Here is a 23,313-nt window from a genome sequence, read left to right as displayed (position 1 = left end):
TTTATTCTCCCTCCATGTCACGTTGAACTCGACGTTCTTCGAATTCATGGATTAATTTATCTAGCATCTTATACATGTTCCGTCGCAATTGACGCGCTTCTTTTTGGGTTGCGCCAACAGGCCGGCTTCCTTCGAAAGGCTCGGTAAGAATATCTACGAGCTTTTCCACCCTGTTTACGACTTCGGATACCTCATGTAAAGCACGGATCTCAATCTCAAATTCTGCCGGAATTCTTCCTCCGAATTCGAGGTATCGGATTTCCCTTCCATACAAGTCTCCTGCCATTTCATAAAGGTTTGCCCACTGCGACTGAAGCGCGGTTCGTAGCTGAAATTCTGCACGTCCGGCCTCTGACATCACATGTAAGTGCACCGCGCGATACCCCGAGTGTGGTTCCTCTCGCATATCCCGAAGAATCACTTTCCTCGCGCCAGCCTTCACAAGCTCTCGCGAAAGAAGCTTCGCAAGTACAGTTTGCTCTTTTAAGGTCACATCGACGTCCATCCGTACGCCAGATACATCCTGAATGTTCTCTAAAGGGAAGCTCGGCATTCGACTCAATTTCTCTCTCAATGTGTCTCTCGTTTTTACGCGAGAACTCAAGAAATACCTGTCTGGATCTGGTTCCACGATGGAGTCTGCAGTCATCGTCAACTGATTATCAAGCTGTGTCATAGTCTGGCTCGCTTCCTGAATTATCGATTCACACAGGGCTGATTGCTGGTCCAAGAACAGCCCGAGCTGTTCCTCATCAACCGATTCCCCATTGCGCAACGCACTACCTATTCGATGTACTTGTCTCTTACTAAATGTCGTCGGCTTGTTTTCCAAGAACTTCACAGTTCCCCCTTCTTCGTTAGTGACAACCCCCAAAGACGAAGAGCATTGCCAGCGATTTCAGACACCCACACATCCCCCGCCCCTTGGATGCCTGCTCCAAAGACTACGAGGGGGCCCGGACACCAACGCCACAAATTCGAACAGACCTTCTATACCTGCGTTTAAACGCGCTCCCCACCTTCAGCTTTGCCATACTTGACGCATGACCACGCTAGAAACTTGTTCCAGCGCCTGGGCGGAAGCAATCGTGGCCGCACTCGAGCGCGAATTCCCCGCCGCGATGCACCACACGAGCGCTTCCACAGAAGACTGCGACGTGCGCCCGCGCGAGCTGCACCCCAGTTTTTACGGTTGTTTCGACTGGCACTCCAGCGTCCACATGCAGTACTCAGGCGCGCTACTAAACAAGATTCTCGGGCCCGAGTCTCCGAAAGAACTTGCCGAGCTTCTCGACGATCGCCTCAGCGCAGAAGCCCTCACCACGGAATACAACTACCTACTCGCCCACCCCGGATATGAAATGCCCTATGGGCGCGCCTGGCTGCTGCAGCTCGCCTCCGTTCGGCCTGGCGAAGCGATGGACAAGCTCGTAGAGCTAACCGCACAGCACTGCCACGACTGGCTTGAATCACTCATCCAACCGGTGCGCCACGGCATGCATTCCAATACAGCCTTCAACCTTTTCCTCATCCTCGAGGCCGCGGAGAAACTCGGGCTGGATTCACTGGCGAGCTCGGTGCGCGAGGCTGCTGTCCGCCTTTTCGGCGAAGACCGCGACTACCCGCTCGAATGGGAGCTGTCCGGGCACGATTTCCTGTCCAACGGGCTATCGGAGGCCCTACTCATGTCGCGCGTGCTGCCGGACTTCCCACACTGGTTCGACGGCTTTCTTCCCCACCGCACCGAAGCGCTGGAATTTCTCACACAAATCCCAGAGGTGCTTGACCCAACCGATGGCCGCCTGGCCCACCTCTACGGCCTAGCGCTAACCAGAGCATGGATGCTCGTTGAACTCGCCGAGCATTTCGACGCCTCCGTCCTACCACGCGCCCAAGCACTAGCAGCCAGCGCGCAAACGCAGCTTGTCGACGGCCACTTCATGTCCACCCACTGGCTCATCACCTACGCGTTGCACTTTCAGCTCGCTGCCGACGGAAGGCATTAGCCAACGGCTTCCCTCATCGCCAGCCATCCAGGCCGAGAGTTCAGGCGGCATTTTATGCCCGCTCCTGCCGCCATAGTGAGCGCATACGGAATAGTTACTTAGCGAGTAGTACTGTAACTTTCTAATTATCGTTCTCTTCAGGAGCTCACTATGGATTCTCGCTACTCGACACAGCGCGATAGCTATCGCCTGCCAGAAGAAGGAATCCGTATTGATCTGCGCGCCGAGCGTGCTCGCCGGCGAGGCTCTACTCACGACCACGAGAGCACTGCCCCTGAGCGCCCTTCCTACCGCCCGCGACGCCGCCCCAGCCAAGAACGCCTAGCTTCGTCCCCGTCGACAACTTCCCCTTCCCGTCGATCCGCTTCAACGTCGGCGCCTGCCCAACAAACGCCATCCCAACAAGCGCCGACCCAACAAGCGCCGACCCGAACGACGCCGAAGAAGACGACAACCCCTGCGCCACGGCGGAAATCACCGCGCCCTCGCACGCCCATCAGCCGTCGCGGGTTGGGAGTTCTCCTTATTTTGGCGATGGTTCTCGTCGGCATCGTCGCCGCACTTCAGATCAATAAGGAGCCAGACGCGCCCGCGCCGCAACCAACCGATGTGGTTGCGGAACCCGCCGCCATCATCGAGCCCTCCCCAGCGGTGGAGATGTACATCCCGACAATTGATGTGCGCGCAGAGTTTGAAGAAGGCTCCTGTCGGATCAAAGACAACAAGATCAACCCCGACTCGATGAGTAAGGCTTGCACCTACACCGCGGAGGATAAACCCTATTCGCTCCCCGGTACGGATGCGCAGGACGTCGTGGTGGTCGCCGGACATACCGGTGCGGGAGTACCAGCGGTGTTCAATAACCTCTACGACGGTAGCGCCGACGAGCACAAAGCCTCTGTGGGCGACAAGTTGTACCTTCGCACGCAGAACTCCGGCGAGCAATGGCTGGTGTACACCGCAACAGATCTGCACGATCCGTCGAAGGACGGCCTTGAGCAGGATGAGAGCATCTGGGGCACCGATGCCCAGCCCGGTCGCCTTCTCACCATCAGCTGCATTCAGCCGGCCAACCCTTTGGCTGCTGCGGTGCGCAATGCCGTGGTGGGATGGCAGTTTGAGGGCGTAACCGAGGCTCCTGATCCTGCCGCAGAACAGAGCTAAGCCCCATGCAGCATCCCCCGTTCAGGGGGATTTCCGCCACTACGCACAGTTATCGAACGTTTTCGCAGCTCAACAGACAAGACCGTTCTTATTCTTGCAGGTTAACAGACCTTGCAGCGCCGCCCTTGAGGGCCGCAACCTACCGAACATGCCACCCGTCTGGCACGAAAAGCATCCGCCATGTTACGGAGCGAAATTTCGAAACCCTTGTGACTAATGTGAAAGTTGTGGCTATTGTGGTTCACGTCGGGTTGAATCCCTCTCACATACCTCACAAACCCCGCAAGGAGAAGCTTATGAAGCGCATCAACCGCACCCTGACCGCAGCCGTTCTGGCTGGTTCCCTCGCACTGGGTGGCACCGCCGTTGCCTCTGCCCAGATCCCGGCTCCGGAATCGATCGAGGTCGATGGCCTGACCTACGTGAAGCAGGCAGACGGCAGCTACATCCACAAGAACGAGCTTGGCGACACCAAGCTCACCAAGGAGGAAGCGCAGTTCGTTTGGGAGCAGCAGCAGGCTCAGGCGGCTGACGCCGAAGCACCCGAGGAAGACGCGCCGACCACCACCAGCGTGATGGCCCCGGACATGGACATGGCAGCCACCGGCGAGGCTACCGCACCGTCTTCCGTTGACTACCCGATCAACGGCGAGTCCGAGGCTGAGCCGACCAGCGCCGAGTTCGACAAGAAGCAGCTGGCCTGGCTGGCTCTGCCGGCCGCCCTCATCATCGGCGGCGTGACCTGGTACCTGGCCAAGGACGGCAAGACCTACGTCAAGTCCGAGGAGGCAGCTCAGAAGGACGCTCCTTCCGCTGAGGAGAAGGCCGCTTCCGAGAAAATGCTGCAGGAGAACAAGGACGAGGTCATCGCCCAGGGCGGCAAGGTTGCTGAAGGCACCGCCGCACAGACCCCAGCACAGTCCCGCGGTATCTCCGCTGAGACCGGTTCCAACACCGTTGCCCGCGGCCTCGCTGCACTGGCAATCGCAGCGATGATCGCCGCTGGCGCTGTCGTTGCTCGCCGCAAGCTCTTCATCTAAGAGGTTTAAGGCCTAGGGCCAACAGGCAACTCATCCGCGCCTCTTCCTTTCCCTACCGGGGTGGAGAGACGCGGCTTTTGCGGTTTTATACGCCCGTTGGGCCACCACCTTTCCCACCGCACCCCTTGGAGGAAGTTAAAAGATTCAACGGATGAACTAGCACGCAAGCAAGCCCCAAAACCCGAACCACGCAGGAAGTTTCATCCCACCACCGCAAGGTCCAGCACCACCCGACGAGCCAGCGCACCCTGGCACAACCATGAAAATTTGCGTGGAGTAGCTTAAAAATTGGAAATAGTTTGACCTACCTCACTATTTCTTGGTTAGTATGTGGGAAGTCGACATCAGTTAACGGTGACAACATCGTCTGATACGGCGTTGACCAAACTTTCCCGATCTAACCCCAGGAGTAAGAAACATGAAGCGCATTTCCCGCAACCTCACCGCCGCAGCCCTGGCCGGCGCCCTCGCACTCGCAGGCGTCACCGCCGCCAACGCTGAAGACACCACCGGCCAGAGCGCCAACGCCACCTCCAGCACCGACACCGAAGGCGATAACGGCAGCAGCAACCAGGGCGGCGACGCCGGCAGCAGCGACGAAGGCAAGGGCGACCAGAGCAGCGAGGATCAGAGCTCTTCCGACGACATCAAGGGCAAGCTCTCCTCCGAGGACGGCAAGCCTTCCGGGCTAGGCATCGCCGTCATCGTCCTCGGCGTCGTAGGCGCGCTGGCCGCAGCCGCACCGGCCGCAGCACAGGCACTGGGAGTCAACCTCCCGTTCTAATCTGAATCCTGCACCATCGAGCTTCAAACGCGAAGCTCTTAGCAGCGCCAGCCCACCGGCGCGAGGCAGCCGCACCCCCATCACCGTCGTGATGGGGGTGTTTTCACGTCCCACCCATCCACAGATACGGGACACACTTCACAAACCTACGTGATGCGGGCTACACTAGTCACCCATAGATTGTTCAACAATTCGGGAACTATAGAAGAGGTGTCCTCCTGCTATGAGCGCGCTGCACATAGACCTCAACGCTGACCTCGGCGAGACTACCGCCGGCAACCCCGTGGCCGATGACGCCGCGATGCTCCAGCTCGTCTCCTCCGCCAACGTCGCCACCGGCTTCCACGCCGGCGATCCGCACTCCATCGCGGGAACGCTGAAGGCGGCCGCAGAAGCAGGCGTCACCGTCGGCGCACACGTGGGCTATAACGACCCGGCAGCCTTCGGGCGCCGCTTCATCGATTACGCACCTGCCGAGCTTGCCGACGAAATCACTTACCAAATCGGTGCCCTCCAAGCCCTGGCCCAGGCCAATGGCACCCAGGTGGCCTACGTCAAGCCGCACGGTGCGATGTACAACACCATCGTCCACCACGAGGCTCAGGCCCATGCGGTTATCGACGGCATCAAAGCCTTCGGCGATCTGCCCGTTATGCTGCTGCCAGGCGGCGTCGCCGTCGACATCGCGGAGAAGAAGGGACTCACCGTCATCCGCGAGGCCTTCGCGGACCGCAACTACAACCCCGATGGCACGCTCGTCTCGCGGCGAGAGGCGAATGCTGTAATGGGTGATGAGGGGGACGTCGTCAAGCGCGTGCTCGAAGTCGCCGAAACCGGATCCATCACCGCCATCGATGGCTCCGTACTCAACGTGGATGCCCAGTCGGTGTGCACGCACGGTGATTCGCCCGGCGCGGTGCAACTGCTGCGCGGTGTGGTCGCCGAGCTGCAGGAGCGCGGAATTGAGATTCGGAGCGCCATCTGATGCAGATTCACCCCGTAGGAACGCGCGCGCTGCTCGTGGAGCTGGAGGACTTATCCCAGGTCATGGCGTGGCACGCGGCCCTCGACGCCAATCCGCTCAAGGACCAAGTCGATGCCATTGCTGCAGCCACCACCTTGCTGCTGACCTTTGCCACGCCGAATTCCGCCGCCGCTGCCGCCGAGAAGCTGCAGGACTTCCACCCCACCGCGCAGGCGGGCGAGGATCCGCGCTTTGTGGAGATCGACGTTCTCTATGACGGCGAGGACCTCGACGAGGCCGCCGAGTTGATGGGTATGTCGCGCGAAGGCCTCATTGAGTGGCACACGTCCACCGAGTGGCTCGCGGCCTTCGGTGGCTTCGCTCCCGGCTTTACCTATTGCACCCCGGCGGATCCGGCGCAGAATTTCAACATCGCGCGCCGCGCCACCCCGCGCACCGCGGTGCCGGCGGGGGCCGTCGGTATTGCCGGCGGATTCTCCGCTGTCTACCCGCGCGTCTCCCCCGGCGGCTGGCAGCTGCTGGGCACCACCTCGACCCCGATGTGGGAATCCGATGCCCACCCACCAGCGCTGGTGCAGCCCGGTGACCGCGTGCGCTACCGCGCGGTGAGCTCGCTGCCAGATGTTGTGTCGACCACGCCTTTTGGCCGCCGCACCCCGGCGCGCCTGCCACGCATGGAGGTCCTCGATGCCGGGCTGCTCACGCTCTTCCAAGACCAGGGGCGCCCCGGCCGCGGCAACTTGGGTGTCACGCCCTCGGGTGCGGCGGACCTGGCGGCGGCTGCCACGGCCAACGTCGCGGTGGGCAACCCCCGCGGGGCCACCGTGCTGGAGAACATCGGTGGCATCCGCCTGCGCGCGCTGACCGACGCAGTCATGTGCGTCACCGGTGCCCAATCCCGCGTCCTGCTGGACGATATGCCAGTGCACCTCGCGCGCCCGGTGCTCGTCACCGCTGGTTCGACGGTGACCGTGGATCCCGCGACGGTGGGCCTGCGCAACTACATCGCCATCCGCGGCGGCATCGTGGCGGATGCGGAGCTGGGCTCTGCCTCGACGGACGTGCTCTCTGGGTTGGGGCCGCAGCCGGTGCGGCTGGGCGACGTCATCGGCGTCCTCCCCCGCTCCACCGCAATGACCGATGCCCAGCTGAGCAACCCGATGCGCGTTCGCGAAGGCGCGCACGGACAGACCGAGGGCGTGCTGCGCTGCGTGCTCGGCCCGCGCGATGACTGGTTCACGCCAGAGAGCCTGGAGGCCTTCCTGGCCACCGAGTGGACTGTGACCGCGCAGTCTAACCGCGTGGGCGTGCGCCTGCTGGGCCCGGAGGGCTCCGTGGAACTGAGCCGTGCCCGCGAGGGCGAGCTGCCCTCGGAGGGCATGGTCGCCGGCTCCGTCCAGGTTCCGCCGAGTGGTGAGCCGGTGATTTTCCTCCGCGATCACGCCGTGACCGGTGGTTACCCGGTCATCGCCACGGTCCTCGAAGAAGATATTGATATTGCCGCGCAGCTCCCGCCGGGGGCGACGGTCCGCTTTGAACTCGCTTAAACACTGATTAAGGAACAACCACACATGATTTCTGCAGTCCTTATTGCTAACCGCGGCGAGATCGCCGTCCGTATCGCCCGCACCGCGCGCGACATGGGCATCCGCTCCATCGCCATTTACTCCGAAGCCGATGCCGGCGCCCTGCACACCCAGGTGGCTGACGAAGCCTACGCACTACCCGGCAACTCCGCGGCGGATACCTATATGAATGTCCCCGCGCTCCTCGATATCGCCGTGCGCGCCGGCGCGGATGCCATCCACCCCGGCTACGGCTTCCTCTCGGAGAACGCCGACTTTGCCCGCGCCGTGGCCGAGGCCGGCCTGACGTGGATTGGCCCGTCGCCGGAGTCCATCGAGCTGCTCGGTGACAAGATTGCCGCGCGCCGCGTGGCCGAGGAGGTTGGCGCCCCGCTGGCACCGGGTACCTCCGATCCCATCGATGACTGGCAGGAGGCCCGCGCCTTCGCCGAGAAACACGGCCTGCCCATCGCCATCAAGGCCGCTTATGGCGGCGGCGGACGCGGCCTGAAGGTGGTGGAGAACCTCGAAGACATCGAGGCTGCCTTCAACTCCGCCGGCCGCGAGGCCAAGGAGGCCTTCGGCCGCGCGGAGTGCTACGTGGAGAAGTTCCTGACCCACCCGCGCCACGTGGAGGCGCAGATTCTGGCTGATACGCACGGCAACGTCGCCGTGCTGGGTACCCGCGATTGCTCCACGCAGCGCCGCTTCCAGAAGCTCATCGAGGAGGCCCCGGCGCCTGCGCTTTCCGACGAACAGCGCACCGGCATCCACGAAGGTGCCCGCGCCATCTGCGCGAAGGTGGGTTACACCGGTGCCGGCACGGTGGAGTACATCGTCTCCGAGGATGGCACGATTTCCTTCCTCGAGGTCAACACCCGTGTGCAGGTGGAGCACCCGGTGACCGAGATGGTCACGGGCGTGGACATCATTGCGGAGCAGTTCCGCATTGCCTCCGGGGAGCCCCTCTCCTTCGCGTCTGATTCCTCTTCCTCGTCTGAAGCGCAAGCTTCAGACCCTGTGTCCGATGGCCACGCCTTCGAGTTCCGCATCAACGCCGAAGACATCCTCAACGGCTTCGCCCCCTGCCCGGGCACCATCGTGCGCTTCGAGCCGCCGACGGGCCCTGGCATCCGCGTGGACTCCGGCGTGCGCTCCGGCTCCATCGTGCCGCCCTACTATGACTCGCTCGTGGCTAAGCTTCTGGTCTGGGGGCCGACCCGCGAGATCGCCCTGAAGCGTGCACAGCAGGCCCTCCAGGAATTCGACATCGAAGGTGTTCGCACCGTGCTGCCCTTCCACCGCGATATGGTCTCCTCCCAGGTCCTCGTGGATCACGGCGACGCCGATGCCGCAGCCGGTATCTACACCGACTGGCTCGACCACAACTACCGCCCCTCCGCGGAGGCCACGAGCGCCACCGTCCCCGTCGAGGCCATCTACGCGCAGCGCACCCGCGTTGCGCTGGAGATCGACGGCAAGCTGGTCAGCGTGGGCTTCCCCACCGATATGTTGGCGCAGGGGCAGGCGAAGGGGGCGTCGGCAAGCGCGGCCTCCGGTGCCAGCGCCAGCGGCAACGAGGTGACCAGCCCCTACGAGGCCAACCTCGTGGCGTGGAACGTCGAGGACGGCGAGACGGTCGAGGAAGGCCAGGCCATCGCCACGATTGAGGCCATGAAGATGGAATCCGCGGTCAAGGCTCCGGCCGCGGGCACGCTGAGCCGTGTGGCAAAGGAGGGTTCCAGGCTGGAACCGGGCGCGGTAATCGCCACGATTTCCTAAGCGGCGGGCTACTGTAAGTCGCATGCTTGCTGATTCCGTCGCGTCCGCGCTCCGCGCCGCCATCTCCGAGGGCGAGTACATGCCCGGACACCAGCTCAGCGAGGTCCGCGCGGCCGAGCGCTTCGAATGCTCCCGCAACACGCTGCGGGAGTCCTTCGCCATGCTCGCCTCCGAGCGCATCGTGGAGCGCATCCCGCACAGGGGTGTGTTCATCGCCACCCCTGACGGCGATTTCGTGCGCGATCTCTACTTGGCGCGCGCAGCCATCGAGCCGGCCGCGGCGCGCTATGCCACCTTCGAGGACCCAGGCGAGCTGGTGCGGCTGACCGAATCCGCAGTGCTTAACGACGCTCCCCGCCCCCTCATCAACCAGCGCTTCCACAAGCAGCTGGTCGCCGGTTTGGGCTCGCCGACGCTGGACCGCTCCATGTCGCACCTGCTGGCGCGCATGCGCTTGACCTTCTTGTTGACGCTGGAGCGCTACCCGCAGATTCACGATAACCACGTGCAAGCCAACATCGACTTGGCTCACCTCATTGCGCAAGGCGAGCGCGAGGCGGCCGCCGATGCCTGCCGCGCGGACTTGATGCGCGCGATGGAATCGATTCTCCGGGTCCTTTAGCTTCCTTTAGTTTCCGAGTCCCCCACTATGGCCTTCGCTCCTGTTAGCCGGTTCCACCCGCGCAAAACTAACCGGCACCACATGGTTCGAGTGAGATGGTTCGGGTCAAAAGGTTCGTTTACCCCCAAGTGAACCATCTATGCACTCAAAGAAGGTTTGTTTGCCCCCAAACAAACCTTCTGACCAGAACCATCTGAGTAGAACCATGTATCGGCGCACTGAGGGCTTGGGGTGGTAGCACCACCGCACAGAAATTAAGGGATGAGGAAGTCGCGATCCGGGATGTCGGTGACGAGCATCTTGCCCGGGGCATGTGTGATGGCCAGGCTGGGACGCGAGTTCATCACGATGGCCTGCGGGGTCACGCCGCACGCCCAGAAGACCGGGATGGTGCCCTCAGGGATGTCGACGGCTTCGCCGAAATCGGGCTGCGACAAGTCCTCGATGCCGATGGCAGCAGGGTCGCCCACGTGAACCGGGGCACCATGGACGCCCGGGTAGCGGGAGGTGATGCGGACGGCATCGGCAACCTGGCTCGCGGGGATGGGGCGCATGGAGACAACCATCGGCCCAGAGAAGACTCCAGCCGGCGCGCAGGGAATCGAGGTGCGATACATCGGCACGTTGCGGCCCTGATCAATGTGGGCGATGGAAATGCCGTTCTCCACGAGCGCATTCTCAAAGGTGAAGGAACAACCGATGAGGAAGGAGACGATGTCGGCGGAGTAGAAGGGGGGAAGCGTCGTCAAGCGTCTGCGTAAGCTGGCCATCCTCATAGATGTTGTAGGCCGGGATGTCCGTGCGAATATCCCCGCCCGGGATGAGCTCAGAGGTGAACTGCCCGGCCTCCAGCACACCGACGATGGGGCACGGCTTGGGGTTGCGCTGTGCAAAGAGGAGGAAGTCGAAGGCGTACTCGCGCGGCAGCGCGATGAGGTTAGCCTGCATGAAGCCGCGGGCGTGGCCGGCGGTGGTGGTCATGTCGTGCGCGCGGGCGAAGGCGCGCACATCTGCGGGAGTCTGCATTATGCCCATAGTTCAACGATTCCCGAGATGGATTTAACGCCAATGAAGATTTCCAGCGCGAGCGCCAAGACGCCGGCGATGAGCAGCCACATCGGCTGCTTGACGCCGTGGGTGAGGTCATGGCGCTTGAACGCGACCCACATCACCATGGCGAAGGCGATGGGCAGGATGATGCCGTTGAAAGCACCCGCGAAGATGAGAAGTTTTTGCGGTGCGGAGTTGAGGATAGCGAAGAGGATGGCGCAGACAACGATGAAGCCGACGGTGAGGAAGTTACGGGTCCGCGGGCTGACCTTCTGGGTGGTCACAAAGGTGATGGAGGTGTAGGACGCGCCGATGACGGAGGATAGGCCGGCCGCGAAAAGGACGACACCGAAGGCGCGAAGGCCAAACTCGCCGGCGGCCTGGCGGAAGGCATCGGCGGCCGTGTTGTCCTCGGAGAGCGCAACGCCCGTGGCGACGACGCCCAGGACCGCGAGGAAGAGCAGCACGCGCATGATGCCGGTGACGATGATGCCGAGCACGGAGGTCTTCGTAATCGCGCCGACGTTCTCCGGGCCGGACAGGCCCGAGTCGATGAGGCGGTGCGCGCCGGCAAAGGTAATGTAGCCGCCCACTGTGCCGCCGATGAGGGTGGTGATGACGAAGAAGTCAATGCTTTCCGGCATGACGGTATTCTTCAGGGCCTCACCCACCGGTGGTTGGGAGACAATCGCCACGTAAAGCATGAGCAGAATCATGATGGCGCCCAGCGCGGCGACGATGCGGTCAAGCGCAACACCCGCCCGCTTGGACAGGAAGATGAAGATGGCGATGGCCGAGGCGATGAGGCCACCGATGCGTGCATCGATGCCGATCATGGCGTTTAGGCCCAAGCCGGAGCCGGCGATATTGCCGATGTTGAAGACAACGCCGCCGATGAAAACTAGGACAGCGAGGAACCAACCCAGGCCCGGCAGCACAGTGTTACCCAGCTCGTTGGCGCGCATGCCGGAGACAGCGAGGATGCGCCAGACGTTGAGCTGGATGGCGATGTCCACAATGATCGACAGCGCAATAGCGAAGGCGAAGGCCGCGCCCATCTGCACGGTGAAGACGGAGGTTTGGGTCAAGAAGCCCGGGCCGATGGCAGAGGTGGCCATAAGGAACATGGCGCCGGCCATGGCGCCGATGCCCTTGGGGGCTTGCGCTTCTTTCGGCGCGTCCTGTGTAGTTCCCTGGGCTGCTTCCTGGGAAGCTGCGGAGGAATTGGTTGATTCCAAGCTCATTGTTGGGCACCTTTCGTGACGAAGGTCGCATTTAACGATGGTGAAAGCATAAGGGTTGTTGAACAATCTGTAAACAACGCGGGGGTGGCGCACGTTACACCCACGCCATAACTACAGCCCCTCACACACCTTCCAGTGAAGCTCCGTTGCACGCGGCGAAAAAGTGACCTAGGATACCTAGTTAACTAATGATGATTCGTTAAACCTACGGAGGAGCTCATGCCCCAAGACATCTACATCGCGGGCGCCGCGCGCCTGCCCGTCGGAAAATTTGGTGGTAGCCTGGCCCGACTTTCCCTCACCGAGCTCGGTTCGCTTGCCGCCGAAGTGGCTATTGATCGTTCGGGGCTAACTGGTGCAGACCTCGATACCGCCGTAGCCTCCAACGTCATGCCCGTCGTGCCGAAGGACCTCTACCTCTCACGCGCCATTGCCAAGAACGTCGGCATGCCGGACTCCTCCACTGCGATGGGCGTCAACCGCCTGTGCGGCTCCGGAGTCCAGGCCGTCATCAGTGCGGCCCAACTTCTGCAGTCTGGCGACGGCGCCCTGGCGCTGGCCGTCGGCGCGGAATCTATGAGCAACGCGCCCTACTCCGTCGAAGGCGCACGCTTTGGCAAGCGCATGGGTGACGGCAAACTCTATGACTGGCTCACCGGCGCGCTCTCCTGTCCCTTCGGCACCGGCCATATGGGCGTAACCGCGGAGAACGTCGCTGCAGATAACACCATCACCCGCGAGCGCCAGGACGAGTTCGCCGCCGAGTCCCAGGCGCGCGCCGCCCAGGCCCGCGCGGAGGGCGTCCACGCGGAAGAAATCGTCCCCGTCGGCGAGCTGGACTTTGATGAAGCGGTGCGAGAGACGGACGTCGAGAAGCTGGCGAAGCTCAAGCCGGTCTTTGTTAAGGACGGAACCGTCACCGCCGGCAACGCCTCCGGCATCAACGATGGTGCGGCAGCCGCCGTGCTGGCCACCGCGGAAGAGGTGGCCAAGCGTGGCTTGGACCCGCTGGCGAAGATTGTGTCCTGGTCCATCGCGGGCGTGGACCCGACGCGTATGGGCATCGGCCCTATCGCTGCCGTCCCGAAGGCGCTGGATAAGGCCGAGCTGAGCTTGGAGGATATCGACCTCATCGAATCCAACGAGGCTTTCGCCGCCCAGGCCATCGCCGTGCAGGACCAGCTGGGCTTCGCCCCGGCGAAGACGAATATCTATGGCGGCGCCGTTGCGCACGGCCACCCGGTCGGTGCCACGGGCGTCATCCTGCTGACCAAACTGGCGTATGCACTACGCCGCGAGGGCAAGCGCTATGGCCTGGTCACCATGTGCATCGGCGGCGGTCAGGGAATCGCCATGACTATTGAGAATGGAGAAAAGTAAATGAGCATCACCAAGGTAGCCGTCATCGGCGCAGGTTCTATGGGTTCGGGCATCGCCGCGCTGTGTGCGTCGGCGGGCATGGACGTCGTGCTGCTGGACCAGAACGCGGAAGGCGCGCAGCGCGGCGTCGACATCCAGCTCAAGCGCAAAGGCTTCCACCTGCCAGAGTTCGCCGAGCGCGTGCGCGCCAGCGATGACTACGCGCTGTTGGAGGACCGCGAGTGGGTCATCGAGGCCATCTTCGAGGACCTCGGCGCCAAGCACTCGCTCTACGAGGCCATCGAGCCTTATTTGTCTGCGGATGCTCTGTTGAGCTCGAACACCTCGACCCTGCCGCTGGCCTCCCTCCTGGAGGGCGTGCCGGAGGCCCGCCGCGAGAAGTTCGCTATCACGCACTTCTTCAACCCGCCGAAGGTCATGCGGCTGGTGGAGCTCATCGCTTCTGGAGAGACCGAGGACACGCTGCGCACGACCATCGAGCAAACCCTGGGCAAGATTGCTCTCGAGTGCCGCGACACCCCGGGTTTCATTGCCAACCGCGTGGGCTGCTACTGGATGGCCGCCGGTGTGGCACGCGCCCGCGAGTTCGACGTGAGCTACGAGCTTGCCGACGCCTCCTTCGGCCGTGCCTTCGGCATTCCGCGCACCGGTATTTTCGGGCTGCTCGATTACATCGGCCTCCAGCTGGTCAAGCCGATTTGGAAGTCTTTGGAGACGGCCCTGCCGGCGGGCGATCCGCTTCTTGACGTCCCCCTCGGCGATGACTCCTTTATCGAAGGTCTCGTTTCTCGAGGGCTCACCGGCCGCACCGGTGACGGCGGCTTTTACCGCGGCCGTGACGAGGTCATCAACGCCTCCTACGAATACGTACCCCGCACTCAGCCCACCGATCCTGTCGTGGGACTCAAAGATCCGCGCGAGGTCATGGAGACCGATTCGCCGGGCGGCCGTTTTGCCCGCGCCGTCTTCCTCGGCACGCTGGCGTACTGCTGCGAGGTCGCACCTGACATTGCGGACCACGTGGGCCTCATCGACGAGGGCCTTACTCTTGGTTTCGGCTGGAAGAAGGGCATCTTCGCGCTTGCCGACGCCATCGGCATCGACTGGGTCGCCTCCGCCTACGGCTCCAACGTCCCGGCCTTGGTCTCCGCCGCGGCTTCGGCGGGCGGTTTTTACGGCAAGGGCTCGGTGCTCTCTTCTCAGGGAGAACGTCAGGAACTCGCGCCGCGCGAGGGTGTTGTCACCCTGGCTTCTCTGGATGCGGAGACCATCGTGTCTCAGGAGGCGGGCGCTGTCCACGCGGTCTCCACCCCGGCTGGCCGCATCGGCATCATCGACCTACACACCCCGATGAACTCCCTGCCAACGCCCGCCCTCGAAGTCATCCGTGCCGCTCTGGGCGCCGTGACCTCGGAGAACCTCGTCGCGCTGGTTATTGGTAATGACAAGCCGGTTTTCTGCGCGGGCGCAGACCTCGCTTCCATCGCTTCCGCTGGTGAGTCCGGCGATGCCTCGCTCGTCGAATCCCTCCTTTCGGACGGCTCGACCACCCTACGCGCCCTTAAGTTCGCCCCGGTTCCGGTCGTGGCCGCTGTGCGTGGCGTCGCTCTGGGCGGCGGCTTCGAAACCGCTCTGGCCTGCGACCGCATCGTGGCCCACGCCGATACCCGCCTTGGCTTCCCGGAGCGCACCGTGGGCCTCTACCCCGGCTGGACCGGCACCATCTCCTCGCTGGAGCGCCTCAAGGCGGCCGGTGTCGAAGACTATCACCAGAAGGCCTTCGATTTCATCGCGTCCGCCCGCAACTTCTCGTCTGCTTTCGAGGCACAGAAGGCTGGCTTTTTGTCCTCGGATGATGTCGTGCTCATGTCCTACGACCACGTCCTCGCCCGCGCTATGGAGGAGGCCGCCACCCTGGCCGGCTCCTACACCCCGCCGGCCGATGAGGAGATTGAGATGTACTCCGGCTCCCCCGCCCTCGACCGCGATTGGCCTATCGAGGGCACCACCGAGAATGACCACGTCATCGTGGCCAAGCTCGCCGAGATGTACACCGGCTCCGGCTCGCTGAGCTTCACCGAGTTCTGCGACCGCGAGGTGGAGTACGACGTACCGCTGGTCCTCCTGCCCGCCAACGTGGAGCGCGCCAAGCACATGGCCGCGACCCGCAAGCCGCTCAACAACTAGCCTGCGCCACCCTCATCGCAAATGGTCCCCTTACTCTGGTCCCCTTTACTCAGCAAAGGGACCATTTGTATGGGGTTTTGGTGTGGAGATGGTCCCTTATCAGCACTAAGAAACCAAAGTAGAAGGACCATCTAAACTCGGCGGTGCTTGATGAGGCTCGCTTTCCACCCCACCACTATGCGCTACGGTGCGACCTCACAGCCTTGAGCGCTGCCCGCACCTCACTGACCACTCGTGGTCTTTCATAAAGCAATTCGCTCGGGGAATACGGCAAGACAACAAAGCCTAGATTCTGGATGTGCTTTTCACGCTGCCGCTCCGCCCGGATGACCTCATCCACCGGTTTGCCGTAGGTGATTCCGTCATATTTCACATGCCCATCAATAACGAGTTGGACGCGATTTTCGTAGATAAGCGCAGTAGCGGGCAAGGCACGTTCGTCCCGATTGACTTTGACGCGGTCGTCAAAGCACGCACAAGACGTGTGAAGCTAACATTGTAAGTATTGTGGGCTCGCTACACCACAACGCTGGCCCAGCCGGGCCAGCGTCATTACAGCTACGACCGTTTCCGCCAATTGGTTGCCTGCCATGTCGACGCGGCCGGGCTTACCGCCCGGATCACCCATGCACCAGGGCATACGATGCAGGTGGATTGGGCAGGTACGAAAATGCGCCTGTACGACCCTTCAAGCACACCGGGGTGAAAGTCACCATTTTCGTTGCTTTGTTGCCGTATTCAGGGATGCTCTTTGCATGTGCGTGTGCTGACCAGCTTTTTCGCCTCACGACCAGGCCCCAAACGTTAAGAAATGATCCGGTTCATCGATAAATACCGGAATCATTTCTCTGTCGAGTTCATCTGCACCGGAGTTGAAGATTAACCGGGCTGGTGGGTTTATCACCTCGCGTGGTTATCGCCAGTCCAAAGCCCGTGGGCTTAAGTGCTCGTCGCCTTCGTGACGCTGTGCTGATTGAACGCATTGGTGCCATTCATCGGGATAATTACGGTGTCTACGGCGTGCGGACAATGTGGCATGCGCTTGACCGTGACGGAATCGACATCGGTCGTGAGCAAACCGCCCGGCTGATGCGCCTAGCTGGTGTTTCTGGCACAGGCACAGGCGGATCACCAATCACAACCCGTACACCTCAACAGGCCGGATCTGCGCCCGGATTTGGTCGAGCGTGAGTTCAAAGCCCAAGGCCTTAAACAAGCTGTGGGTGGCCGACATTACCTACGTGCGTACGAAGAAGGGTTTTGTGTACACCGCGTTTGTCACTGACGTTTACTCCCGGCGGATCGTCGGATGGGCATTATCGGACTCGATGCGCACCGAGGTATTACCGCTGCAAGCACTCAACCAAGCGATTGTGAGCGCGAAGGAAACAACAGGCCTTATTCACCATTCGGATCACGGCTTATAGTACGTCAGCGTTGTCTACAACCAGCGTCTCGCCCAGCACGGGATTGCCGCTTCCACTGGGACCGTCGGTGACTGAAATGACAATGCTCTAGCTGAAAACGTTAACGGCTCTTACAAGAATGAGCTCATCCATACTCGCAGGTGGAATGATGTTGTCGAGGTAGAAATCGCGACGTTCGAGTGGGTGTCATGGTGGAACGAGGTAAGGCTCCACCAAAGCCTGGGATATCGAACCCCAGCCGAGGTGGAAACCGAATTGTGGAAGAAGAACCCGCAACAGGGAATAATAGAAATCAAGGAACATGCCTAGGAACAAAACTCGGGGCACTTCAAGCCCCTTATATGGCTCTGGATGTGGTGATTGCTGCAGAACCGTCATCAGTAAGGGTGACTTTTCCATCTACGCGGTAGACTTCACGCAACATTTTTGCGGTTAACACGTCCTTAGCTGCTCCGTGTGCGTATACAGTGCCCGCGTGGAGTACCGCAATGCGGTGAGCGAAGCGCGCTGCTTGTGAAAGATCGTGCATCGAAACCACGACCGCCGCGGGTGCTTCAGCTGCATAGGCGCGAATATGCTCCATGAGGATGAGCTGATTTCTTAGGTCAAGAGCGCTGGTTGGCTCGTCCAGTAGTAATGCCTGCGGCCGGCATACGATGGCCTGGGCGAAGCTTACTAATTGACGCTGGCCGCCGGAGAGCTGGGACATTGTTCGGGATTCTAGGTCTTCTAGCCCCAGCCGCGTGAGGACCGAGCTGACTCGGTCCTGTGTGGATGTGGCTACCCGTAGTCCGCTGAATCCCGTCCGGGAATGCTGGAGTGCCAGAAGTACCGATTCGAATACGGTAAGGGTGCTTTCCGGCGGGGGATCCTGTGGCAAATATACTGCCTCGGGCCCAGTGACGTCGCCGCTGAATCGGCATAGGTTAGCCATGCAGCGCAGCAAAGTCGACTTACCAGCGCCATTAGGGCCGACGAGGGCGGTGACGGTTCCAGCTTCGATCTTTGGGAGACATACGTCATTCAGTATCTGTTCGTCTCCATGGGAAAAGCACAGGTTATCTACCCGGAGTGTGGGTTCTGGCGGAACCGTGGGCGGTTGTTCCACGAGGGGGTCCTTTCTGGGGCAGGAAGTACTGGGAGAGGCGATCATTAGGTTGAGGAGACAGTTCGGGGGCGGCGTCGCAAAACAATGAGGACGACGAACACGGGAACGCCCACAATCGCGGTGATGATGCCGACAGGCAGAATCGCCCCAGGCTGGATCAGCTTGGATACCACTGAGGCTGAGGTCAGCAAAAGCGCACCTGAGATGATGGACGTGGTGAGGAAGAAGCGTTGGTCCTCACCAACGAGCATCCTGGCGATATGTGGGCCGACGAGTCCGATGAAACCAATTGTCCCGGCCATCGAAACGGCAGTTGCCGCCATAAGGGAGACTCCCACCAGCGTGTACGTGCGCAGCTTTGGGATATTGATACCCATGGACCTAGCGCGGTCGTCGCCCATTCGAAACGCGGTCAGCGTCCACGCATTGCGGTAGAAGTAAGCAATTCCGATTAGTGAGATGACCGCGAGAAGGCCGATCTGAGGCCACGTAGCGCGCGTAAGGCTGCCCAAGGTCCAGAAAACCACCTGCTCTAATTGGGTCTGCGAGGCGAGGTACTGCATTAGCGCTAGTAGAGCATCGAAGAGGAACACGATGGCTATGCCCAGCAGAATCATTCCCTCGGTACCAGAGCTCTTTGACCGAGAGAATAGGACGATCACCGCACAGGCCGCGAGGGCGAAGACCCAAGCACTGCCCGCCATTCCCAGCGCTGCCCCGATTCCCGCCGCGGTGAATCCTGAGACGGTGGCAAAGGCTGCGCCAAAGCTCGCAGCGGCGGAAATGCCCAGCGTATAGGGCTCTGCCAAGGGGTTATCCAAGATGGTTTGCATCTCTGCGCCGGCAGCAGCGAGGGTGCCACCGATGAGCACCGCTGTGACGGTCATAGGCAGACGTATATCAAAGATGATCTGCCAGTCAATTGGGCGGGAATCGCTGGGGTGAAAGAGCACGTAGAGCGCCTCATTTGCGTTCAAACTGCTGCCGATGAGGAAATCTATGGCAATGGTGACGCATAGCAGGGCCGTAAGCCCTGCGATGATCGCTACCTTTCGCCTGCTAGCTGTTCGGTACCAGTTTGACCGGGGGCGTTGCCGTTGCGGGGTAGAGTTTTGGTCGTCCACCTCGCTTCCGGTGGCAATTGATTGCGCTCGTGCTCCGTGGCTCATGGCAAACCAGTCCAGAAGGTGCCGCTAGCCTCCACAGGGAGGAATTTTTCATGTAGTTCTTCCAAATCGGCCTGCGGGTCGACATCGGAAAACAGGTCGGGGTGCATGGCTTTGGCAAACCACTCGATGGCTAGGTAGTTGTATGGGGAGTCGTAGAAGTGATGCCACGCAGCGTAGGCCCGCTTGTTCTTGACCGTCCGCATTTCCTTAAGGACAGGTTGCCCGTCAACAACGCGTTGGAAGTCTTTGGCTGCCTGTTCGGTGGACTCGTCGTAGCCCAGGGGTACAAAGCCATTCTTCTTTGGCTGCTGCTTGGCGCCGGTCCAGTCTGCGCCGGTGGCGATGATGACGTCTGGGTCTTTTTCAGCTAGCGCCTCGGGAGAGACTTGCCCCTGCTTGGCGTCGATCATATCGTCGCCCACGTTTTCGCCACCCGCTGCGTTAACAATTTGGGCTAGGTTGGACTTAGCGAAGGTAGAGCAGCAGTCGAAGTAGCCGGGAGCTCGCCAGAGGAAGGTCGGTGTGGGGGTGGCCTTGGCTTTTTCTAGGCGCTCCTGAACCATGTTCACCTTGGACTCATAGAACTCGGCATACTCTTCCGCTTCCTTCTCGTGGCCGAGTACCTTGCCGAGCAAGCGCACGCTCGGTGCGGTGTTCTTCACCGGGTCGGTAAAGTAATCGACGGTAACCGTGGGGATTCCGGCCTTTTCTAGACCGTCTACGATGCCAGCATCCTGGGCGGCTTCGAAGCTGCTTGCGGAGACAATGAAGACATCTGGACGGGAATTCAAAGCTTGCTCAACGGACATCGAGCCGTCGTAAACTTCACCAGTTTGCTCAATATCTTCGATCTCTGAGAATTTCTGTTCGTACTTCTTGTACGTGCCAGGGTCGTTCTGCTCCAGGTCATCTGGCCAGGCAACGATGCCCTGGAGCGGGTTTTCTTTGTTGAGGATGGATGTCGTGTAAAGCATCCGTTGCCCGCCCATGAGGACCCGATCGACGTTCTTCGGGACCTCGACTTCGCGCCCGAGAATGTCGGTGATCTGTTGCTTTTCTCCGTCATCTGCGGTCTGTTGTTCATCGTTAGTGCTGCAGGCAGCGGTCATAAGGAGGGCAGTGGCGGTGACGGCTGAGGCGACTACGCGGGCCATTCGGTGGTGAGGGGCGCGTGGGGTTTTAAAACCGCGAGCCCTAGTTGTCGTGAGGGACAAGGCAATCCTTTCTTCCAAGTGGATCTATTAGGTTAGCCATACCTTTGTTTATCTACAATGGGTGATGAAACTTTTACCCCCAACATTCCCGTTAAGTCAGTTCATTCAGTCGGCGGGAATATGTGCGTAGCAGCAGTACCGCCGTGGTTGCGAAACCCATGATGAGTCCTAACCAGACGCCATATCCTTCCCATCCGAGGAGCTTTCCAAATATCAGAATCCCGGGGACGCCAACCAGCCAGTACCCGACGAGGGTGCAGCGTAGCCCTGAGGTGGTGTCTTTCAGGCCTCTCAGTAGGCCCACTGCCACGTTTTGGATTCCTTTGGCGAACTGTTGCAGTACCGCGAGACATAGGAGCAGGACGGCAATGTGAAAGGTGGTGGGATCTGCCTCTTTTAAGAAAGGATGCAGTACCCACCTGCCCAACAGAAGCCACAGCGCGCCCATTATTCCCAGATACGTGACCACGACGAACAATATGCGTCGGGTAATCTCGCGCACTGAGTCGGCACTCTCGGCCCGAGCCCTTGTGATCAGCACCGAGCCGCCGTGAGAAAAGCCGATGCACACTTGGTAAACGATGTACGCCAGTTGGTTCACAATATTGTGCGCCGCTAGCATCTGTGGGCTAAAGGTCCCCATCACTAAACCGGCGATGGTTGTTATTGCAGCCTCCGAGCCATAGGTCAGACTGACTGGTACCCCGAGGCGGACGAGGCGGCAGATAGTCTCCCCATCTCCTTTACACGGAAGGATGTGGAAATAGGGCTGTAGCTCGGGAATGCGCAGTACCACAATCCGGAAGGCCAGGAAGGTAAGCAGTTGGATGACAGTTGTAGAAAGCCCGATGCCCGCTACCTTCCAGTGATCCGAGGCTGCCCATGTCATAAATAACCAGTTCAATGCGATATTTATAAATATCGATATCAGCGTGATGGTTAACAGGGAGCCGGGTTTTCGCATGCCCACGGCGAATTGGCGCAGGACGTTGAGCCACATCATCGGGACTAACCCGGGTGCGAGCGCAAGGGTCATGGCGAAGGTGAGTTGGGCAACGTGCTTGTCGATGGGCAGAACAAGGACCAATCCGCCTAGGGCGATGACCAGTAACGCGCCGAGAATTGCAGTGCCAGTGGCCACCGCGAAGGAGGAGCGCACAGCCCGCCGGATCTGTTCTGCTCCCGCCTCGCAATTTTGACAAGAGGTTTTCTCTTTTTCCATTTTTGCTGCTGCTTCAGCCACAAGATTTGCCCCGGCCGTCACCATGCCCACGCACATCGTGCGGATCTGGTTGTAAAGCTGCATCGCTAGGCCGCCGCCGGCTATCGCCAGTACGCCCACGGACTGCAGCATCAATACGTCCGTGGTGGTCAATGCAACTCCGGCGAGTTGTACTCCAGCGATGGGAAGGGAAATTCCCAGAACTTCGCGATATTTCCGGATGGATTTCAACCTCGCAGCCACCTTCAACTTCGGACTAACATTCGTCTCGGCCCTCGCTTCTCATCTTCTAAACCTCGCCCATTTTGGCGGCTGGTCTCCAATGTGCTGCGGTTTCTAGCGGTAGATACGCAGCACATCCGATTCATTTGCGGCCTCCAGGCCGTTGAAGCGAATGGCGCTGCGATACATCTGCACCAAAGTTGCAATCGGACGCTGCCGTCTGCACCATGGAAATTAGTGGTTCGCCCCTGCGGATTCAGCTGGTGCTGGCCGATGCCCCAGCGGTACCACCGTTGGTTGAGACCGAATCCCGTTCAGGGCTGGTGTTTGCAGCGGCAGAGACTCCCTTCGGAAAGTATAAAGATTATACCTAGTTTAGGTAAGGCTACCATAATTGAAGATTTCCACTTCAAACACTTCAGGTGGAAGGAGTGTGAAGATGGATAGGAGAGACCCGCGAATTTAAATGGATATAATTAGACCCATGTTGATTTCAGGTACCGCTTTCTTGCGGTTGCGCACCAACCGCTAAGGCGGTTTCCTACCCCGTAGGTTAAAAACCGCTCCGGTCCTTTAGCCGGGCGGCTATTTGTCATGCCCGGCTCCCTTTCAAATCCAAGGAGCACACCTGATGTCTGCATACGGACACGGCCGTCACGAGCATGGCCAAAATTTTCTCACCAACCACAAGATCATCAACTCCATCATCGACCTTGTGAAACAAACCTCCGGCCCCATCATTGAGATCGGGCCAGGAAGCGGTGCCCTCACTCACCCGATGGCCCACTTGGGGAGGGCGATAACGGCAGTTGAAGTGGACGCAAAACTAGCTGCCAAAATCACACAAGAAACCTCCTCGGCGGCGGTCGAAGTGGTCCATGATGATTTCCTTAACTTCCGGTTACCCGCCACTCCCTGCGTCATTGTGGGAAACATTCCCTTTCACCTCACCACTGCCATTCTTCGAAAGTTGTTGCATGCGCCGGCATGGACTGACGCTGTACTCCTCATGCAGTGGGAAGTCGCTCGCCGCCGGGCCGGGGTAGGCGCAAGCACGATGATGACGGCTCAGTGGTCCCCATGGTTCACATTTCACCTGGGTTCTCGGGTACCAAGGTCTGCTTTCCGGCCACAGCCAAACG

General features: G+C 60.6%; 21 protein-coding genes and 2 pseudogenes. 15 read left to right on the top strand and 8 right to left on the bottom strand.

Annotation, left to right across the window (positions count from 1 at the left end):
- Window position 1 precedes the first annotated feature (1 nt).
- The gene (locus tag HMPREF2698_RS11210) at window positions 2-841 is read right to left on the bottom strand and encodes a nucleotidyltransferase family protein (RefSeq protein ID WP_070564710.1); all 840 of its coding nucleotides are present in this window, start codon (window positions 839-841) and stop codon (window positions 2-4) included.
- 202 nt (window positions 842-1,043) lie between these two features.
- Here HMPREF2698_RS11210 and HMPREF2698_RS11205 point away from each other — a divergent pair, with 202 nt between their 5' ends.
- The 8 genes from HMPREF2698_RS11205 (at window position 1,044) to HMPREF2698_RS11165 (ending at window position 9,948) form a co-directional block, all read left to right on the top strand.
- Window positions 1,044-2,006, top strand: a complete 963-nt coding sequence (locus HMPREF2698_RS11205) for a DUF2891 family protein (RefSeq protein WP_070564707.1) — start codon at window positions 1,044-1,046, stop codon at window positions 2,004-2,006.
- A gap of 150 nt (window positions 2,007-2,156) precedes the next feature.
- Window positions 2,157-3,170 (top strand): sortase family protein, encoded by a 1,014-nt coding sequence (locus HMPREF2698_RS13645; protein ID WP_246819467.1) that lies wholly within the window; start codon window positions 2,157-2,159, stop codon window positions 3,168-3,170.
- A gap of 296 nt (window positions 3,171-3,466) precedes the next feature.
- A complete protein-coding gene (locus HMPREF2698_RS11190) occupies window positions 3,467-4,210 on the top strand; it encodes a hypothetical protein (protein ID WP_070564702.1) in 744 nt (247 codons plus the stop codon).
- Between the two features lie 418 nt (window positions 4,211-4,628).
- A complete protein-coding gene (locus HMPREF2698_RS11185) occupies window positions 4,629-4,994 on the top strand; it encodes a hypothetical protein (RefSeq protein WP_070564699.1) in 366 nt (121 codons plus the stop codon).
- Between the two features lie 223 nt (window positions 4,995-5,217).
- The gene (locus tag HMPREF2698_RS11180) at window positions 5,218-5,979 is read left to right on the top strand and encodes a LamB/YcsF family protein (RefSeq protein WP_070564696.1); all 762 of its coding nucleotides are present in this window, start codon (window positions 5,218-5,220) and stop codon (window positions 5,977-5,979) included.
- A complete protein-coding gene (locus HMPREF2698_RS11175) occupies window positions 5,979-7,526 on the top strand; it encodes a 5-oxoprolinase subunit B/C family protein (protein ID WP_070523515.1) in 1,548 nt (515 codons plus the stop codon). The genes HMPREF2698_RS11180 and HMPREF2698_RS11175 overlap by 1 nt, the downstream gene beginning before the upstream one ends.
- A gap of 24 nt (window positions 7,527-7,550) precedes the next feature.
- Window positions 7,551-9,326, top strand: a complete 1,776-nt coding sequence (locus HMPREF2698_RS11170; protein WP_070564693.1) for an acetyl/propionyl/methylcrotonyl-CoA carboxylase subunit alpha — start codon at window positions 7,551-7,553, stop codon at window positions 9,324-9,326.
- A 22-nt stretch (window positions 9,327-9,348) separates the two neighbouring features.
- The gene (locus HMPREF2698_RS11165; protein WP_070523521.1) at window positions 9,349-9,948 is read left to right on the top strand and encodes a GntR family transcriptional regulator; all 600 of its coding nucleotides are present in this window, start codon (window positions 9,349-9,351) and stop codon (window positions 9,946-9,948) included.
- A gap of 254 nt (window positions 9,949-10,202) precedes the next feature.
- Here HMPREF2698_RS11165 and HMPREF2698_RS11160 read toward each other — a convergent pair.
- Both HMPREF2698_RS11160 and HMPREF2698_RS11155 read right to left on the bottom strand, forming a co-directional pair.
- Window positions 10,203-10,983 (bottom strand): annotated as a pseudogene (locus HMPREF2698_RS11160) (putative hydro-lyase).
- Window positions 10,974-12,137 (bottom strand): NRAMP family divalent metal transporter, encoded by a 1,164-nt coding sequence (locus tag HMPREF2698_RS11155; RefSeq protein ID WP_210386603.1) that lies wholly within the window; start codon window positions 12,135-12,137, stop codon window positions 10,974-10,976. Before HMPREF2698_RS11155 ends, HMPREF2698_RS11160 begins: the two are co-directional and overlap by 10 nt.
- A 324-nt stretch (window positions 12,138-12,461) precedes the next feature.
- Between HMPREF2698_RS11155 and HMPREF2698_RS11150 the strand changes: the two genes are divergently transcribed.
- Window positions 12,462-13,622: an acetyl-CoA C-acyltransferase gene (locus tag HMPREF2698_RS11150; protein WP_070523527.1), complete on the top strand. Its 1,161-nt coding sequence runs from the start codon at window positions 12,462-12,464 to the stop codon at window positions 13,620-13,622.
- Window positions 13,623-15,809 carry a 3-hydroxyacyl-CoA dehydrogenase/enoyl-CoA hydratase family protein gene (locus HMPREF2698_RS13705; protein WP_070523530.1) on the top strand — a complete coding sequence of 729 codons (2,187 nt, stop codon included), beginning with the start codon at window positions 13,623-13,625 and terminating at the stop codon, window positions 15,807-15,809.
- A gap of 175 nt (window positions 15,810-15,984) precedes the next feature.
- Here the strand turns inward: HMPREF2698_RS13705 and HMPREF2698_RS13475 are convergent, their stop codons facing one another.
- Window positions 15,985-16,182: a hypothetical protein gene (locus tag HMPREF2698_RS13475; RefSeq protein WP_158014578.1), complete on the bottom strand. Its 198-nt coding sequence runs from the start codon at window positions 16,180-16,182 to the stop codon at window positions 15,985-15,987.
- A gap of 518 nt (window positions 16,183-16,700) precedes the next feature.
- On the opposite strand from HMPREF2698_RS13475, the gene HMPREF2698_RS13770 reads away from it, so the two are divergent.
- The 3 genes and pseudogenes from HMPREF2698_RS13770 to HMPREF2698_RS13765 all read left to right on the top strand — a co-directional run.
- Window positions 16,701-17,000: an IS3 family transposase gene (locus HMPREF2698_RS13770; protein ID WP_311523059.1), complete on the top strand. Its 300-nt coding sequence runs from the start codon at window positions 16,701-16,703 to the stop codon at window positions 16,998-17,000.
- Window positions 16,997-17,236 (top strand): DDE-type integrase/transposase/recombinase, encoded by a 240-nt coding sequence (locus HMPREF2698_RS13300; RefSeq protein WP_166684816.1) that lies wholly within the window; start codon window positions 16,997-16,999, stop codon window positions 17,234-17,236. The genes HMPREF2698_RS13770 and HMPREF2698_RS13300 overlap by 4 nt, the downstream gene beginning before the upstream one ends.
- Window positions 17,237-17,326: 90 nt before the next feature.
- Window positions 17,327-17,545 (top strand): annotated as a pseudogene (locus HMPREF2698_RS13765) (integrase core domain-containing protein); the annotation flags it as partial.
- 28 nt (window positions 17,546-17,573) lie between these two features.
- On the opposite strand, the gene HMPREF2698_RS11130 reads toward HMPREF2698_RS13765, so the two are convergent.
- The 4 genes from HMPREF2698_RS11130 to HMPREF2698_RS11115 form a co-directional block, all read right to left on the bottom strand.
- Entirely contained in the window at window positions 17,574-18,389 is an 816-nt protein-coding gene (locus HMPREF2698_RS11130) for an ABC transporter ATP-binding protein (RefSeq protein ID WP_049156256.1), read from the bottom strand.
- Window positions 18,389-19,468, bottom strand: a complete 1,080-nt coding sequence (locus HMPREF2698_RS11125) for a FecCD family ABC transporter permease (RefSeq protein ID WP_049156286.1) — start codon at window positions 19,466-19,468, stop codon at window positions 18,389-18,391. The genes HMPREF2698_RS11130 and HMPREF2698_RS11125 overlap by 1 nt, the downstream gene beginning before the upstream one ends.
- Before the next feature lie 41 nt (window positions 19,469-19,509).
- The gene (locus tag HMPREF2698_RS11120) at window positions 19,510-20,667 is read right to left on the bottom strand and encodes an ABC transporter substrate-binding protein (protein WP_070497388.1); all 1,158 of its coding nucleotides are present in this window, start codon (window positions 20,665-20,667) and stop codon (window positions 19,510-19,512) included.
- 151 nt (window positions 20,668-20,818) lie between these two features.
- A complete protein-coding gene (locus HMPREF2698_RS11115; protein ID WP_231732355.1) occupies window positions 20,819-22,180 on the bottom strand; it encodes an MATE family efflux transporter in 1,362 nt (453 codons plus the stop codon).
- 457 nt (window positions 22,181-22,637) lie between these two features.
- On the opposite strand from HMPREF2698_RS11115, the gene HMPREF2698_RS13760 reads away from it, so the two are divergent.
- Both HMPREF2698_RS13760 and erm read left to right on the top strand, forming a co-directional pair.
- A complete protein-coding gene (locus HMPREF2698_RS13760; protein ID WP_071569110.1) occupies window positions 22,638-22,703 on the top strand; it encodes an erythromycin resistance leader peptide in 66 nt (21 codons plus the stop codon).
- Window positions 22,704-22,802: 99 nt separating this feature from the next.
- A partial coding sequence (erm, locus tag HMPREF2698_RS11110) for a 23S ribosomal RNA methyltransferase Erm (protein WP_070564687.1) occupies window positions 22,803-23,313 on the top strand: 511 nt, incomplete at its 3' end.

The sequence above is a fragment of the Corynebacterium sp. HMSC072A02 genome (assembly GCF_001810085.1).
GTDB lineage: Bacteria > Actinomycetota > Actinomycetes > Mycobacteriales > Mycobacteriaceae > Corynebacterium > Corynebacterium hesseae.
Note: the sequence above shows the minus strand (reverse complement) of the source record. Positions and strands in the feature narration are given on the sequence as shown.

Excerpts from the sequence above, each read along its gene's own strand:
- HMPREF2698_RS11205 (WP_070564707.1), top strand. The coding sequence starts at position 1,044 with ATGACCACGCTAGAAACTTGTTCCAGCGCCTGGGCGGAAGCAATCGTG.
- HMPREF2698_RS13645 (WP_246819467.1), top strand. The coding sequence starts at position 2,157 with ATGGATTCTCGCTACTCGACACAGCGCGATAGCTATCGCCTGCCAGAA.
- HMPREF2698_RS11190 (WP_070564702.1), top strand. The coding sequence starts at position 3,467 with ATGAAGCGCATCAACCGCACCCTGACCGCAGCCGTTCTGGCTGGTTCC.
- HMPREF2698_RS11185 (WP_070564699.1), top strand. The coding sequence starts at position 4,629 with ATGAAGCGCATTTCCCGCAACCTCACCGCCGCAGCCCTGGCCGGCGCC.
- HMPREF2698_RS11180 (WP_070564696.1), top strand. The coding sequence starts at position 5,218 with ATGAGCGCGCTGCACATAGACCTCAACGCTGACCTCGGCGAGACTACC.
- HMPREF2698_RS11175 (WP_070523515.1), top strand. The coding sequence starts at position 5,979 with ATGCAGATTCACCCCGTAGGAACGCGCGCGCTGCTCGTGGAGCTGGAG.
- HMPREF2698_RS11170 (WP_070564693.1), top strand. The coding sequence starts at position 7,551 with ATGATTTCTGCAGTCCTTATTGCTAACCGCGGCGAGATCGCCGTCCGT.
- HMPREF2698_RS11165 (WP_070523521.1), top strand. The coding sequence starts at position 9,349 with ATGCTTGCTGATTCCGTCGCGTCCGCGCTCCGCGCCGCCATCTCCGAG.
- HMPREF2698_RS11155 (WP_210386603.1), bottom strand. The coding sequence starts at position 12,137 with ATGGCCGGCGCCATGTTCCTTATGGCCACCTCTGCCATCGGCCCGGGC.
- HMPREF2698_RS11150 (WP_070523527.1), top strand. The coding sequence starts at position 12,462 with ATGCCCCAAGACATCTACATCGCGGGCGCCGCGCGCCTGCCCGTCGGA.
- HMPREF2698_RS13705 (WP_070523530.1), top strand. The coding sequence starts at position 13,623 with ATGAGCATCACCAAGGTAGCCGTCATCGGCGCAGGTTCTATGGGTTCG.
- HMPREF2698_RS11130 (WP_049156256.1), bottom strand. The coding sequence starts at position 18,389 with ATGATCGCCTCTCCCAGTACTTCCTGCCCCAGAAAGGACCCCCTCGTG.
- HMPREF2698_RS11120 (WP_070497388.1), bottom strand. The coding sequence starts at position 20,667 with ATGGCCCGCGTAGTCGCCTCAGCCGTCACCGCCACTGCCCTCCTTATG.